Origin of the sequence: Membranihabitans marinus, assembly GCF_021729155.1 — a bacterium.
GTDB lineage: Bacteria > Bacteroidota > Bacteroidia > Chitinophagales > Saprospiraceae > Membranihabitans > Membranihabitans marinus.
In genome coordinates this window covers 43,696-60,251 of record NZ_JAJQYA010000031.1, presented here as the reverse complement: position 1 = coordinate 60,251, position 16,556 = coordinate 43,696, and the positions used below count along the sequence as shown (strand labels likewise).

12 protein-coding genes and 1 pseudogene are annotated in these 16,556 nt (G+C 37.9%); 9 read left to right on the top strand and 4 right to left on the bottom strand.

The annotated features are described in order from the left end of the window. From LVD51_RS16110 to LVD51_RS16085, 6 genes and pseudogenes are all read left to right on the top strand, one after another. Window positions 1-159: pseudogene (locus LVD51_RS16110) on the top strand (IS1595-like element ISBaba1 family transposase); the annotation flags it as partial. Between the two features lie 1,004 nt (window positions 160-1,163). After that, window positions 1,164-1,877: a porin family protein gene (locus LVD51_RS16105; RefSeq protein WP_236972389.1), complete on the top strand. Its 714-nt coding sequence runs from the start codon at window positions 1,164-1,166 to the stop codon at window positions 1,875-1,877. A gap of 195 nt (window positions 1,878-2,072) precedes the next feature. Next, window positions 2,073-2,780 carry an outer membrane beta-barrel protein gene (locus tag LVD51_RS16100; protein ID WP_236972388.1) on the top strand — a complete coding sequence of 236 codons (708 nt, stop codon included), beginning with the start codon at window positions 2,073-2,075 and terminating at the stop codon, window positions 2,778-2,780. Window positions 2,781-3,020: 240 nt separating this feature from the next. After that, entirely contained in the window at window positions 3,021-3,731 is a 711-nt protein-coding gene (locus LVD51_RS16095) for an outer membrane beta-barrel protein (RefSeq protein ID WP_236972387.1), read from the top strand. 81 nt (window positions 3,732-3,812) lie between these two features. Beyond that, window positions 3,813-6,158 (top strand): TonB-dependent receptor, encoded by a 2,346-nt coding sequence (locus LVD51_RS16090; RefSeq protein ID WP_236972386.1) that lies wholly within the window; start codon window positions 3,813-3,815, stop codon window positions 6,156-6,158. Next, complete coding sequence (locus LVD51_RS16085; protein ID WP_236972385.1) at window positions 6,155-6,916, top strand: hypothetical protein; 762 nt, start codon at window positions 6,155-6,157, stop codon at window positions 6,914-6,916. Before LVD51_RS16090 ends, LVD51_RS16085 begins: the two co-directional genes overlap by 4 nt. A 206-nt stretch (window positions 6,917-7,122) precedes the next feature. Here LVD51_RS16085 and LVD51_RS16080 read toward each other — a convergent pair whose 3' ends face one another. The 4 genes from LVD51_RS16080 to LVD51_RS16065 all read right to left on the bottom strand — a co-directional run bounded on the left by LVD51_RS16080 (window position 7,123) and on the right by LVD51_RS16065 (window position 12,781). Next, entirely contained in the window at window positions 7,123-9,033 is a 1,911-nt protein-coding gene (locus LVD51_RS16080; RefSeq protein ID WP_236972384.1) for a S9 family peptidase, read from the bottom strand. Window positions 9,034-9,058: 25 nt separating this feature from the next. Continuing rightward, window positions 9,059-9,985 carry an alpha/beta hydrolase gene (locus LVD51_RS16075; protein WP_236972383.1) on the bottom strand — a complete coding sequence of 309 codons (927 nt, stop codon included), beginning with the start codon at window positions 9,983-9,985 and terminating at the stop codon, window positions 9,059-9,061. A gap of 279 nt (window positions 9,986-10,264) precedes the next feature. Beyond that, entirely contained in the window at window positions 10,265-11,185 is a 921-nt protein-coding gene (locus LVD51_RS16070) for an alpha/beta hydrolase (protein WP_236972382.1), read from the bottom strand. 51 nt (window positions 11,186-11,236) lie between these two features. Further along, on the bottom strand, window positions 11,237-12,781 hold the full coding sequence (locus LVD51_RS16065; RefSeq protein WP_236972381.1) for a glycine--tRNA ligase: 1,545 nt from the start codon (window positions 12,779-12,781) through the stop codon (window positions 11,237-11,239). A 259-nt stretch (window positions 12,782-13,040) separates the two neighbouring features. Here LVD51_RS16065 and LVD51_RS16060 point away from each other — a divergent pair, with 259 nt between their 5' ends. The 3 genes from LVD51_RS16060 to LVD51_RS16050 all read left to right on the top strand — a co-directional run bounded on the left by LVD51_RS16060 (window position 13,041) and on the right by LVD51_RS16050 (window position 16,551). Then, a complete protein-coding gene (locus LVD51_RS16060; protein WP_236972380.1) occupies window positions 13,041-14,273 on the top strand; it encodes an exo-beta-N-acetylmuramidase NamZ family protein in 1,233 nt (410 codons plus the stop codon). A 1,023-nt stretch (window positions 14,274-15,296) separates the two neighbouring features. Then, window positions 15,297-15,839 carry a TlpA family protein disulfide reductase gene (locus tag LVD51_RS16055; RefSeq protein ID WP_236972379.1) on the top strand — a complete coding sequence of 181 codons (543 nt, stop codon included), beginning with the start codon at window positions 15,297-15,299 and terminating at the stop codon, window positions 15,837-15,839. Then, a complete protein-coding gene (locus LVD51_RS16050; RefSeq protein ID WP_236972378.1) occupies window positions 15,823-16,551 on the top strand; it encodes a thioredoxin family protein in 729 nt (242 codons plus the stop codon). Before LVD51_RS16055 ends, LVD51_RS16050 begins: the two co-directional genes overlap by 17 nt. Window positions 16,552-16,556 lie beyond the last annotated feature (5 nt).

The following is a 16,556-nucleotide window of genomic DNA, read 5'->3' as shown; positions in this document are numbered from 1 at the left end:
TTGAGAGGCACTCATCACCATGCCGAATTATTGCAGTATTATTTGGACGAATTTTGCTATCGTTTTAATCGCAATAAAATGAAGGCTGAAATCTTCGATCATTTATTGGAGCGCATGGTTCGTCATAGACCACGAACCTATTTAGACATTATCCACTAAATAACTAATTATATCCACTCCAAACTCATTCCACACTCACACCCCCCCTTAACTCCATCAAAAACTCAATGTGAATGATTTTCTTCCCCAAAAGAATTAGAATCATTTGCATTATTCCATTCTCTCCTTAAATTTTTGGATTGAACTTAAATAGATATTGCCCTAAGTTCGATGAATAAATCGAATGGATCGGTTGAAGTATCATTAAATTGATTGTAAAACTAGATGACTACTTATATATGAAATTATATAAAGATCGCAATTTTGAATACTCTACCTCTTATGAGAAGTCACAAGTTCCGGATTCTATCAAGAGGGAATAAAATCAACTTTTCTTATGCAATATTTTTGATTATTGAAAAATAATATTAGCTTTAGGAAAGCTCCACCCCCAATTAATAGAAAATTGTTTCATTTCTCTGATCCATTATAGAATCCAGGGATTTCATTGTTTTAATTTTCTCTAATAACAACCCCAAATAAGTTAAAGCTAGATCTGTAGTCGAAATTCTAGATCATTCGATAGCCAATCTAGATATTAAAAATAATCGATGGGATTATTCCTGAAACTCAACCATATTAATGAATAAAGTAAGGATCATTAATAAATTATTACTCCAAATGAATCGATAGAAAATTGTAGTAATTCATTTGGTATTAATGGTGAATCAAGAACCATCCCTATTAAACGGAATTAACATGCCCTTTCCTTACAACTACCTGTTAATGAAAAAGTCATTGATATACATATAAACCCAGTATTTCATTTACTACTGATTTTAAAATTTTGGAAGATGCTGACACCTGTTAAATAGAATGCTCAAAGTAGTCAAATAAAAGACACACAATGACTTATACCAAATGCCCCTAGATCTATATCCTTCAATGACAGGAGGATATACAGTATTTAATATAAACTTTTAAACAGGGAGGAGATATTAAAACCTGGATCGGTTTCGACTGACATTCATTGAAAAAATTATTTCACCAAAACCATTGAGTCCATGAAAATGAATAGATTTTTTCCGATCATCTTAATGTTGTCATTGACTACATCATTATCCGCACAAAAGCTAGATCGCAGAGTCAGCCTAAGTGCTGTCGGTCTGTATAGCTACCTCACCGAATACGAAAAAAGTCGCATCCTGGGCTACAAAGTGGGACTGTACACCGACCTCATCCGTCGAAGTAAATGGGGCCTAAGTACTGGCCTCGAATACCACAATAAGGGGGGCGAAAATGGAGTGCCTATTCCCAATTACGATGTCGACTTCAAGTACCGATACCATCAAATCACCCTACCATTACTGCTTAACTACAATTTATTCAAACGTCTCAGTATTTATGGAGGCCTTTATATGGGCTATAACAGCCCTACTTACTTTGAGTATGGGGTAAATGAATGGTCATTTGGGGCCAGTCCTCCAGACTATAAGGACTTTATAGATTTTCGATCAGATGAACTCAAAAAGTTGGAAGTAGGCAGTCGAATAGGACTACAGTTTCAGTTGTTTGACAACTGGTATCTGGGCTTCTATGCCAACCATGCTTTTAATTCTATTTACCGTAAAAACTCTAGATTTCACATTCTTTTTCTTCAGAATGATGATTACTTAGATTTTGATCAAGAATTTAAGCAGATGATGGACGACAAATTAGTGTCAGCCAAGAATATTTTTTATTCCATTACATTGAAACGAAATTTATTTAAGTATTGACACAGATTTTTCATAAGCTACTGTATGCCTTCAATATTGAGTCATACAGTAGCTTTTTTAACAACAATAGAATCTGATATTTATGAATAGTAACTACCTATGGATCATTGGATTACTTACCTTATCACCAGATCGGCATTATGGAGGTAGACCAATACTCTCAGTGATTACACCGAAAACATTGAATACATGAAAATGAATAGAATTTTTCCAATCATATTATTATTGACCTTGGCAACATCTATATCAGCACAAAAGCTAGATCATAGAGTCAGCCTTAATGCGGGTGGCCTCTTCAGCTACCTTAGCGAATACGAAAAAAGTCGTATCCTCGGTTACGAAGTGGGACTGTACACCGACATAATCCGTCGAAGTAAATGGGGTCTAAGTACTGGCCTCGAATACCACAATAAAGGTGGAGAAAATGGTGTGCCTATTCCCAATTACGATGTGACCTTTAAGTACCGATACCATCAAATCACCCTACCGGTATTGGCATCCTATAAATTAACTAAGCGACTCAGCATTCATGGAGGCCTTTATATGGGCTATAACAGCCCTTCTTATTTTGAATATCATGTAAATGAATGGTCATTTGGTGCAAACCCTCCAGACTATAAAGACTTTCTCGATTTGCGATCAGAAGAACTTAAAAAATTAGAGGTTGGTAGCCGTTTGGGATTACAATTTCAATTGTTTAATAACTGGTTTCTGGGCTTCTATGCCAACCATGCTTTTAATTCTATCTACCGTAAGAAATCCAGAGTCAACTTTCTTTTTCTTCAAAATGATGATAACTTATATTTTGATCAAGAATTTAAGCAGATGATGGACGACAAATTAAAGTCGGCTAAAAATATGTTTTACTCCCTTGTCCTCAGACGGAATTTGTTTAAGTATTAATACGACTTTTCAATAACTATTGTTTGCTTTCAATAATTATCCATGCTATAGCTTTTTATAAAACTCAAAATTTAAATAAATGACTTTTGAAAAACGATATAAACATAAGACCTCTTACTCAACATCTTACTAGACTTAACTTTATCAACCTTCCACTTTATATCGACAGTATTAAAAACTGAATTGGTTTCGACTGCCATTAATCGAAAACAACCATTACAACACAAAAAAATAAAAATCATGAAGTTGAATAAAATTTTTCCGATCATTTTAGTGTTGTCTATGACTACATCTATATCCGCACAAAAGCTAGATCGCAGAGTCAGCCTAAGTGCTGGCGGTCTGTACAGTTACCTTACCGAATACGAAAAAAGTCGCATCCTTGGCTACGAAGTGGGACTGTACACCGACCTCATCCGCCGAAGTAAATGGGGCCTAAGTACTGGCCTCGAATACCACAATAAGGGGGGCGAAAATGGAGTACCCATTCCCAATTACGATGTGACCTTTAAGTACCGTTACCATCAGATTACCCTGCCGGTATTGGCATCCTATAATTTAACTAAGCGACTCAGCATCTATGGAGGGCTTTATATTGGAATGAATAAAACATCAGTCTTAGAGTACGGAATCAATGAATGGTTTATCACTCCAGGTACGGTAGTAAGTATTCCAGGATATACTGAAGAAGCGGAATTCAGAAAGCTAGAATTGGGAAGTCGATTAGGAGTTCAACTTCAACTCTTTGATAATTGGTACATTGGATTTTTCGCAAACCACAGTTTTTCTACCTTTTATAATAATAATGCCGATAAAAAGAACTTGCTTCTTTTTGATAAAGATTACTACACCTTCGACGATGAATTCAAGAAAATGATGGATAAAAAACTGGTATCCTCCAAGAATATGTTTTACTCCCTTGTCCTCAGACGGAATTTGTTTAAGGATTGACACAGGTTTTTCATAAGCTAGTGTATGCCTTCAATAATGAGTCATACAGCAGCTTTTTAACCATCAAAGAAATAACAGACCATGGCTTTAAAACAGATAACTACAGTGTGGCTCCTTTTACTTTTTACTGCGTCAAGCCTCTGCGGCCAATCCCTCACCATCAGCGGCTATGTGAAAGACTTCACCAACAATGAAGTAATTATAGATGCTGTCATCCAAACACAAAACCAATATACCACCACCAACGCCCATGGGTATTTTAGTTTAAGTTTAAAAGCCGACCAACCAATAACACTTACCGTATCGCATGTGGGGTTTGAACCACAATCCATAAAACTCAACCCTGACAATGACTCTGTGATCAATTTTCTGATGAAGGTTCATGAATTGGAAACGCTAAAAGTGATTTACGACCAAAAATTTAAAACTCATAAAGATCAATTGCCCGGTGCTCAAACCATTGAATCAAGTGACCTAGCCAATGCTTCGCTGATGTTGGGCGAAGCAGATATCATCAAATACCTAGCCCTGCAATCCGGGGTCACCACAGGGGTTGAAGGTTTCGCTCAGATATCGGTGCGAGGTGGAGGATTATACGAAAATCAATATTACTTGGACGGCATCCCCATGTACAATACGGGACATTTATTGGGATTGAGCTCTATTTTCAACGGCAACATCATCAAAAAAGCCAATTTTTACAAAGGCCATGTACCCAGTCAATACGGTGGTCGACTTTCTTCTTTTACCGCCATCGAAACCAAAAATGGCAACAGCAATAGATGGGAATTTAATGGCGACTTTGGACTTATCGATAGCGATGCCTCCATCGAAGGCCCCCTGTTTAAAAAGAAAAAATCTTCCATTATTATATCGTCTCGTGCCTTCTATATCATTCCCTTGATCAATGAGCTGAGAAAAGAAGAGGGAGCTGTCAACTATTATTTTTACGATCTCAATGTAAAAGCCAATATGGAAATTGATGATAAAAGCAAAATAGAACTCTCCTATTTCTATGGCCGAGACCACCTTAGGACAGGAAAATACCGCCCTCCATCCACGGTAATGGAAACAAAGTCTGATCTTGAAAAACAAAACATTTCCAATGCTGTACTATCCCTTCGGTATTCCAATGCCATTGACAAAAAATCTTTCCTAACGGCCCACCTTGGCTATACCTCCAATAAAAGTGATATCTATAATGGCTTTGGATTTGCCTTTGACCAACTCTCTAATTTAACAGAAAATAATTTCTCGGCCCAAATTCAAGATATTTACGCCCGCATCAATCTGGATAGACTTTTAAACAACAATTTTCGATGGATCAATGGGGTTGAAACTATATTACATACTCTAGCCCCAGGTCAACTGTCGACCTCATACCTATCCCAATTTGGTAATGAAAAAACTCAATCTTCCAATCGACTAACTCAATCTAATCAACACCTAACTCAGATATCATTATTTAGCAACATTGACGGTAAGCTTAGCAAAAATATCCGAAGTAACCTAGGACTGCGGATAACTACAGCAATCTCTAACTCCACTTACCTGCGCCTCGAACCGCGTCTTGCAATATTTTACAGCTGGAAAGACATCACTTTCAAAGCAAGCGCCAATCTACACCATCAATATTTACACCCTTTGGTGCTGGGCAACAACGAAAGACAACCCATGGCTATTTGGCAGTCAACCAATAAAAATACAAAACCTCAAAGTTCCAAATTATTGTCCCTGGGATTAATCAAACCGATATTCAATAATAAAATCAATTGGAGTATTGATGGGTTTTATAAATTTTACAATCATTTGATCAGTGCACAAAATTCTGCCACCGGCTTTGAGCTTTTTTTTGAACCTGAAAAATACCTGAATTACAATGGACGTGGCCGAGCCTATGGAATAGAAACCACAGCCGAAACAATACTTGGGGATAAAATACAGCTACATACAACCTATACTTGGACGAAATCATTTCGTCAATTCGATGATGTCTTTGACGGCAAAGAATTTCCTTTTAAATTTCAACGCGAACACAATATTGGTCTCAATGCGATATATCGATTGTCGGAGCGCTGGTCCTTATCCAGTAATTTTGTCTTCAACTCTGGTCAAAGGTTTTCCTTTCCGGTTGCCTATGTCGAAAATTCCAATCTAGTTCGAAACTTTTTCCTGTTTAACCAGAGAAACAACATTGAACTTCCCCCCTACCATCGATTGGACTTAGGTGCCGTTTGGAATAAACAGATCAATAAAGTCTACAATTTTGCCATCAAATTTGGAGTGTACAACGCCTACAGCAAGAAGAATCCCATTGTTGTGTATCCCGATGTTTTCTTAGAAGGCGGAGAATATTTCGCAATAAAAGGAGAAGTTTTATTTCAAGCCCTACCCTACATTAATTTTAAAATCCACCGCTTACTATGAAAGTTATATATATTATATCATTGCTGGGTCTGACCACCCTTACATCCTGCCTAGAAACCATTACCCTCGAACTAGCGCACCCCCCTGGATTGTCCTTCCCTTACATTGAGGTCATCCATTATTCCAAACATGGTTGGGAAATCTTAATCACTCCTACTAAGCGGGCCGACAATGGACAGAGTATTTCATTTGACATCGAATATATTACCCTATATGAAGGAGAACAAGCCGTGTATACAAATTCGCAGTCCCAGACTGACAAAACAGACATCCTCTATCAACCCATTGAAGGTAAAATATATTCCCTTGGTGTAAAAATAAAAGGCTCCGACGAATTTCGATCCAAGCCTCAGCTCTATGAAGGATCCATACGGATCGACTCCATCTTAGTCAACAGAGATATTGTTGCTTTTAATTGGACCAACAGGGACGTAAAAGGAGAATACTTAATTACAGAAGTTAATAAAGATGGTGACTATAATAATAAGATTTCTTTTTCTGACATCATATCCAATACGGATACCAAAATCCCTTCGACCTTAACCCATGTTTTAGATCTCCACCGAGATACCACTTATTTTATATTAAACAAACCTTCAAGTGATGTCATTACTTTTCTTGAGTCCGTTAGTGAATTTCACTCTACCTTTGACGATGGAGTGGCCGATCCCCATCAAGTGTACTCAAATTTTGAGTCCGGTTTTGGTATTTTTGGATTTATCGGTCAATCCCAAAGAGTTATTGCCATAAGGGAATAGGTAAATATTCAAATCTTATGCGAATTATGTTTATCATTAACGGAAATCGTATTATTTATAAATGGAAAATTTTACAACTTTGATACCAATGTAATCTATTTCAATAGACAACTAAACTTTACAAAAAAGCCAAGATTGCTACCTCCTGGCTCTAATTTATCAGTATTGTCCATGTTTCTATTGATGGGGAGTCAACGACCGACCTTCTACTTTAAATACTTGGCCAAAAATCCCAACATCACTTTATACACCTCAAATCGGTTTTCCTCATTGCGAAATCCATGCCCTTCGTTGTACTTCACCATATAAGGTACATCTACACCAATACCTCTTAATTCAGATACAATCTGATCAGATTCATCAATATTCACCCTCGGATCATTAGCTCCCTGAATAACCAACAAGGGCGCTTTTATTTTGTCCACATGGAAAATCGGAGAAGCACCACGCATTCTTTCCTCATCTTTTTCTGGATGACCGACCATCTCGTACATCATGGCCAAAAAAGGCTCCCAATACGGGGGGATGGTTGTCATAAAAGTAAATAGGTTCGACACTCCTACATAATCAATAGCACAGGCATACAAATCAGGTGTAAAAGTCACACCAGCCAGTGTAGCATATCCTCCGTAACTACCACCATATATCGCAACCTTTTTGGGGTCAGCTAAATTTTCATCAATCAACCAAGCTACTCCATCGGTAATATCATCTTGCATCTTTCTCCCCCATTCCTTAAATGAAGCTCGCCAAAAATCCTTACCATATCCAGTAGAACCTCTGTAATTCATCTGCAATACACCATAGCCCCTCGATGCAAACAATTGTACCTCAGGATGATACCCCCAAACATCTCTCACCCAGGGTCCACCATGAGGCAATACGATAAAAGGCGTCTTCCCGGCAACATGGTTTTGAGGCAAGGTTAAATAACCATTGATTTCAAGGCCATCTCTAGAAGTGTAAGTTATCGCTTCCATATTCGACATTTCCTCCTCGGACAACCAAGGACTGACATCGGCCATTTTCTGTAGTCGTTGATCGACCTTGCTATACATATAATAACTACCCAAACTCCGATCGGTATAGGTTCTGATTAAGAATGTTTCTTCCTCCTTATCCGAATCTACGATACTGATCTCTCGTCCAGGTAATTGCTCTTCTAACATCTGAAACAAGGCCTCCATTTCAGCATCAAAAAAATGTCTATATCGTTTATCTGACACATAAGACACTGCCGTTAATACCTTTCTCTTTCTGGAATAATGAATGCCTCCCAAATCGACATCTTCGTGTTGGAATATAGGCTGGCCCATTTCGCATCCAGCTTCTAGATCATACTTTACCATCACCTTCTTATCGCGGCCCAAATTGGATAAAGCATAAACGATATGTGGTTCATTGAAATCAAAAAAGGCAGGCTCCAATTCCTCGGTAAAATCGGTTTTTATCACATCTTGAAAATCATCTGACTCCGTCTTGCGATACATGATAACCGTCTCTGTCCCATTCTCCGTACGAATCGCCAATCTCAACAATCCTTCGTGATCCGTCATCCAACTTCCAATAGGCGCCGTTGGATCATTCTCCGCCAATTGAACCAATTCCCCCGTGTGGATATTCAATCGATAAGGATCAAACAACTGAGGATTGTTTTTATTCATTCCAATAATGATAAAATCTTCGTGATCTTCTAAATCATCAATGATCTGTACCGTAACTTTATCATAAGGAGTTAGATCAATTGGTTCTTTCCCATCTTTATTGACGCCGAACAACTTAAAATTTTCATCTCCTCCAGTATCCTTAAGGTAGATAATCCGCTGATTGTTCGCCCAAAAATAACCACTAATATCCCTATCCTCCTCAAAAGTAATCTGAACAATACTGTTGTCTGAAATATTCTTTATAAAAATATTTTTACGCTGTTGGTAAGGACTCAAATAAGCCAAATACTGCCCATCAGGTGAAATGGTATAACCAGACTGTAAAGGCGTCTTAAAAAAATCTTCTACAGAATAAGTGTAATCACCCTGTTCTTGGCTTGCAATTTCGTGAAGAATAGAATCCGATGTAACCAAGGCTGGATTGCCCGGGAGCTTCGATGAATCCGTCATTTCTTATGTTTTTAAAATCTAAAAATTATTGTTGATCTAATACCCAATTAACTAACAAATTGGGCCATTGTTGAAGATGTTTGTCATTAAAACCCAATCCAAAACCATGGCCTCCTCGAGGATAAATATGCATTTCTGCCGGCACATTATTAGCAATCAAAGCCTCATAAAATTTTATACTATTCGAAACGGGAACTCCTTTATCATCACTGGCATGCATAAGAAAGGTCGGCGGGGTATCCGCTGTTACGTGTTCTTCTCCTGAATAGTAATCTATTTTTTCATCACTTGCATTCTCGCCCAATAAATTATTTCTCGAACCAATGTGAGAATATTCCTTACTAAAAGAAACAACAGGATAAATCAATCCCAAAAAATCCGGTCTAGAAGGTTGGTCGATTTCATCTAGTCCTTCCAATTTGTCTTGATCTACATAATGCACCCCTGCCGAAGAAGCAACATGTCCACCTGCCGAAAAGCCCATTATTCCGACTTTAGGGTTATTCATCCCCCATCTTTCTGCTTCTTTTCTGGTGATTTGAATGGCTTTTAAAGCATCGCGCATAGGCATGGTGTCATCTATCTTTCCATTGTGTTCAAACGGCAGTCGATATTTTAACACAATCGCAGTAATGCCTTGGGCGTTCAGCAATTTCGCAAAATCACCACCTTCCCATTCATAGGCCAAAATTCTATATCCACCCCCTGGACAGATAATCATGGCTAGGTCTTTTCTATTTTTCTTAGAGGGCAAATAAACATCCATAATAGGATTGGTCACTTTGCTTACTCTGAGTATATCATTGATTTCGTGCACCTCATCTTCATACCCTGGAGGTACGATGAGTTGATCTTTCTCCCATATTTCTATGGTTTCATTTTGAGCCATAAGTTGATAATTATTCCATTGAAAACATACAAGAGTCAAAAATATTATTTGTTTCAATTTCATAGGAAGTGTTTTAATCTATTTAGTTATTTCAATTTTCACGTAATTTATTAAAAATCGTAGCGAGAAACCAACTCAATCCATTTTTTTCAAAACTATTTATCTATGATCAAGGCTTATAACTAAAAAAGTATTCATCATTGTACAGATATAGTCTAGGTTAACTACGGATTCAATATGTAACACCTGTATATATTAAAAACGCATTAGGTATTAGATCACCTTCCATGAACGGGGTTTCTAATGAGTGTTTAATACGAAAATGAATTGATATTGAAAATACTATTCTTGTAACAACATCCATTCAACCAATAAATTGGGCCATTTCTGTAAATGCTCGTCCTTAAATCCCAGACCGAAACCATGGCCCCCTTTTGGGTAAATATGCATTTCAGCAGAAACATTATTTGCAATCAACTCTTGGTAAAAATCTATACTGTGGCTAACTGGTACACTTTTATCATCACTGGCGTGTAAGAAAAAAGTAGGAGGCGTATCCTCTGTTACGTGTTTTTCGGCAGAATGATAATCCATTTTTTCCTGACTAGCATTCTTACCCAAAAGATTGTTTCTAGACCCGCTATGTGCATAAGACTTGCTAAAGGATACTACCGGATAGATTAATCCCAGAAAATCCGGTCTAGAAGGTTGATTGATTTCGTCCAAGCCTTGAAGTTTGTCCTGATCCACATAATGTACACCTGCAGACACAGCCAAATGACCTCCTGCAGAAAACCCCATTATTCCGACTTTAGTGCCAGAAATATTCCATTTATCGGCATTAGAGCGAGTTATTTGAATAGCCCTAAGTGCATCGCGCAATGGCATGGTGTCATCGATCACTCCGTCTACTTCGTAGGGTAGGCGATATTTAAGCACGATGGCGGTGATTCCTTGAGCATTCAACAACTTTGCGAAATCACCACCTTCCGAATTCCAAGCCAAATGCCGATATCCCCCACCAGGACAAATAACAACGGCCAATTTTTTCCGATTTTTGATCGATGGCAAATAAACATCCATAATGGGATTGGTCACCTTTCGGATTCTAATCAAATCGGTTGTATCGTGTATTTCACCCTCATAATCTTTTGAAATGACCAATTGATCTTTCTCCCAAAGTGTAATGGTTTCATTTTGTCCCCATAAAGGAGTCATCATAAATTGAATAACCATCAAGACAGAAATTGCAATTCGTTTCATATTCATTCCATATTATTTAATGTAATACAACCTATATTAATAACTCTATGATTATCCCAACAAACTCGCCTCACTGCAATTTTCAAGAATAATGGCTTTGGCTTCGGCGACAGTCACTCTCTTTTGTTCCAATGAATCTCTGTCCCTTAAGGTTACCTTGCCATCGTCTTCAATGGTCTCAAAATCTACTGTTATACAATACGGGGTACCGATGGCATCCTGTCTTCGATATCTTCTTCCGATGGCATCTTTCTCATCGTACTGACAGTTGGTATATAGCTTGAGTTCGTCAAAAATCTTTTTGGCATGCTCGGTCAAAGCCGGTTTGTTTTTAACCAAAGGCAAAATAGCAGCTTTAACTGGTGCCAATACGGGATGTAATTTCATAACAGTACGAGTAGTTTCATTCCCTTTTGAATCCGGAACTACTTCTTCTTGTAATGATTCCGACAACATTGCCAAAAACATTCGATCACAACCTATGGAAGTCTCTAATACATATGGCACATAATTTTCATTGAGTTCGGGATCAAAATACTGCAATTTCTTTCCTGACAATTCTTGATGACTGCCCAAGTCAAAATCAGTTCTTGAATGAATACCTTCTAATTCTTTAAATCCAAATGGAAACTGAAATTCTATATCGGCGGCAGCATTGGCATAGTGAGCCAAATTTTCGTGCTTGTGAAAACGGAGATGTGACTCAGGAGTTCCCAAAGATCGATGCCATTTCATTCGGGTTTCTTTCCAGTATTCATACCATTTCATCTCTGTTCCAGGCTGAATAAAAAACTGCATTTCCATCTGTTCAAATTCACGCATTCTAAAAATAAATTGTCTAGCTACAATTTCATTTCTAAAAGCCTTACCTATTTGGGCAATTCCAAATGGAATTTTCTGTCTCGTAGTCTTTTGGACATTAAGGAAATTGACAAATATTCCCTGGGCGGTCTCAGGACGAAGGTATAAAGCGGTTTCTTCACCGGCAATATTCCCCAATTGAGTGGAAAACATTAGATTGAATTGTCTGACTTCAGTCCAATTTTTAGTTCCTGAAATAGGACAAACGATTCCTTCATCTTCAATCAATGTTTTCATAGCAGTCATATCACCTGCCTTCATAGCCTCATTGAGTCGATCTTGAATTCCCTGCATTTTATCCAAATACCCCATTACCCGAGGATTGGTCGACTTATATTGTGCTTCATCAAAGCTATCACCAAATCTTTTGGCAGCTTTAGCTACTTCTTTATTGACTTTGGCTTCTATTTTGGCAATATGGTCCTCTACCAATACATCGGCTCTGTATCGCTTATTGGAATCCTTATTATCGATCATCGGATCATTAAAAGCATCTACGTGACCAGAGGCTTTCCATGTTTTAGGATGCATAAATATGGCGGCATCCAATCCCACAATATTGTCGTGCATTTGCACCATAGATTTCCACCAATAAGACTTAATATTATTCTTTAGTTCAACACCCATGGGGCCATAATCATACACCGCACTTAGTCCTTCATAAATTTCACTTGAAGGGTAAACAAATCCATATTCTTTAGCGTGAGAGATTATCTTTTTAAATTGATCGTCCATTTTATACTTTTAATATTCGATGTCAAGAGATTTTTAAAAATGCAAAAATATACAATTGTAGGTGGATTCCTCGAAATTGGCTATGATAAAGAAAAAAATTTGATGCTTGTCCTCAATCCCCCAGTTACATTCATTGATATTGACATAATTTAGTAATATTAATGACAAGTAAAGACAATCCTCGATTAATATAGACAAATGCATTAAATTTGTATCTTGATTTTACATTTTCATTGACTATATTAAGAAAACAATCCCTATGCTAATAAATATATATACCCGTTGTTTGTCATTGATTTTTATGCTATTTGTGATTGGATGCCAGGCTTCCACAGCCCCACAAGATAGCAAGAACGATACAGATTCCACGACGATTTCCGCGGTAAAGGAAGTCATTCCAGGTGCGGATCAATTATCCAAATATCTGCCCTTACTCAAGGGCAAGAAAGTAGGTATTTTGGGTAATCAAACCTCAGTTGTGGGTCAAGAACATCTGGTAGATGTATTAATAGCGAACGGTATTGATGTGCGATTTGCCTTTGCTCCAGAGCACGGATTCAGAGGAAAAATAGAACGAGGAGAAAAAGTAGATAACGATATTGACTCCAAAACAGGAATCGCCCTTCATACCCTTTACGGCAAAAATGTCAAAGCGGACTCGATAGTGGGGTCAGTGGATATAATGATCTATGACTTACAGGATGTAGGGGCTCGATTCTACACCTATATCACTTCTATGCATCGATTGATGCAACTATGTGTAAATCAGGGAACACCGCTCTTGATATTAGACAGACCCAATCCCAATGGAGACCAAGTGGCTGGACCTGTTCGAAAAGATGACAAATACAAATCTACGGTCAGTTATCACAAAATAGCGATGGTTCATGGACTCACTGTAGGAGAGCTTGCCACCATGATCAATGGTGAAGGTTGGTTAAACAATGGCAAGACTTGTGACATCACCATTATCCCAGTTGAGAATTACGACCATTCCACCCTATACGAACCGCCAGTAATTCCTTCACCCAGCTTACCCAACTATCTATCCATTCGACTTTACCCTTCGCTGTGTTTGTTTGAGGGTACTGATATCAGCGTAGGTAGAGGCACTGATTTTCCCTTTCAGGTCATTGGTTATGCTGATCCTCGATTTGGCGAATTCACTTTCACCCCAGGAGTAAGAGAAGGGATGGCCGCCCATGTGGAACAAAAAGGAAAGACCTGTTATGGAATTGATTTAAGGTCCATTGATCCCAAGACCTTTACTTTTACCATGAAGTATTTTGTGGATTTTTATCAAAAATCCGATTTCAAAGATAAATTTATCGTTCGATCAGAGTTTTTCAATAAGTTGGCAGGAAATGCGAGTTTGCAAGAAAAAATCAAAAAAGGCTGGACGGCAGAGGAGATTGAAAATAGTTGGACTGAGGAATTATCGGAATACAAAAAAATGAGAAAAAAATACCTTCTCTATCCCGACTTTGAATAACGACCGAATGAAGTTGCTCAATAGAGCAACCCGATGGACTTAATGTCCATCGGATGAGGGAGCCGGAGCCACTGTGCTCCGGGTGGGTGAGCCAAGTCGAGGGAACCGGAGCCACTGTGCTCCGGGTGGGTTGGCCAAGTCGAGGGAGCCGGAGCCACTGTGCTCCGGGTGGGTGAGCCAAGTCGAGGGAGCCGGAGCCACTGTGCTCTGGCTTGGCATTAATTAAAATCTATGTTGGAAGACGCAAGGCATTGCGTCTCTACGTCGAGGCGTGACTGCAACGTAATTCGATAGGTTTTTAGCCACTGTGCTCCGGGTGGGTGAGCCTCGTGTCTCAAATAGGTGGTGATAGGAGACGCAAGGCATTGCGTCTCTACGTCGAGGCGTGACTGCAACATAATTCGATAGTGTCATCTACCATGCCGAGGCGTGACTGCACCGTAAATCGTCAGGTTCTCAGTCATTGGCTCCATCTTGACATTAATAAAATCCATGACAATCCTCTGCTAAAGTTTTCCAACCAATAAATTCCATCAAATATCAAATCCTATAAGATTGGAAAATTATTTTAAAACGGTTTTTATCATTACCTCCACGGTAATAAAACCATTCAATGAATTAAGGGCATCTAAAATAACACAATGAAATATTTATAATTTAAAACAAATATATTGACTTAGTATTCTATAGGTAATAATTCAATATAAAAAAATCCATAAACCACTGAAAGTGATCGACTACTCTATCTACATAAATAATACAATCCCTATTCCCAAGAGAAAAAATACCAAAAAACCATCTAAAAGACATAAAATTGACTAAAACATCCAGTTTTATATCAAAAAAATGAGATTTAGACAAATTATTTCAATAAACACAAAAATTTTAATCGCAACATACTATTTAGGCTGGAATTAGGTTATAGCTAAATCATTAATAAAAAAATGAATTGATTTTTAAAAACCATTTAAACCTTTGGGGTAAAAGTATCTCTAATCCCTATATCAAAAGTATTTTTAAAATATGATAAAACAGATAAGCGTTTTAATTATCCTTTTTACTTGCTCCATATTTAACATGAGTTGTGTAGACAATGAAAATAAAGTAAATACACCTATAACCAAGACCACAACAGATAGTATTCCCGTTTTTAATTTTGAAGAATTAGAACCATATTTATATACCGATTCAGATAAAACCCACATCGTCAATTTTTGGGCTATGTGGTGTGCACCTTGTGTTGAAGAATTACCCATCATTCAAGAATATCAAAAAAACAATCCCAATGTCGACATCCTACTCGTCAGCCTTGATTTTCCCCAAGACATTGAAACTGAACTAAAACCCTTTCTAAAAGAAAAAGGAATTACTTCCAAAGTTGTGCTTTTAGACGACGCAGATGCCAATGGTTGGATAGACAAGATCGATCCCAATTGGTCTGGGGCACTGCCTTTTACCATTATTCACAATAATAAAACTCGTTCGTATTATGAAGGCAATTTTAAAAGCCTTCTAGATTTAGAAAATCAAATTTATAAAACAATTAATTATGCAGATAATCACTAAATTTCTAGTATTCGCCATTTTAATTACCGGCGTAATGACTTCTTGTAGTAACAACGGCAACGCTCAAAATAATCAACAGGAAAATGACAGACCAGAACATGGACCGAGACAGGACGGAGAGCGAAAAGGACCGCCAAGAGGAGGTCACAATCCAGAACAAACAAAAACCCTTGAAGAGATTGGAGGTTATAAATTGGGAGAAACCGCTGCAGATTTTGAATTAAAAAATGTAGACGGCAGTATGGTGTCTTTATCCACATTTAAAGAAGCGAAAGGTTATATAGTTGTATTTACATGCAATGAATGTCCCTTTGCTAAAATGTACGAAGATCGATTGATTGAATTGCACAATACTTATGCAGCAAAAGGTTATCCCGTGATTACGATCAACCCTAATGTAAGCGAAGACAACGATAAAGAAAGTTTTGAAGCGATGCGTAAAAGAGCGGAAGAAAAAAACTTCCCCTATCCTTATTTAGCAGACACCAATCATGAAATTTTCCCGAAATACGGAGCAGTAAGAACTCCTCATGTGTTTTTGTTGGACAGTGAACGCAAAGTTCAATACATAGGCACTATAGACGACAATGCCAAATCAGCCGACAATGTAAAAATGAATTATGTTAAAAACGCTATTGAAGCATTAGAAAACGGTGCAAAGCCCAACCCCAACTTCACCAAAGCCATTGGCTGCCCCGTTAAAGCTAGTTAAAATAC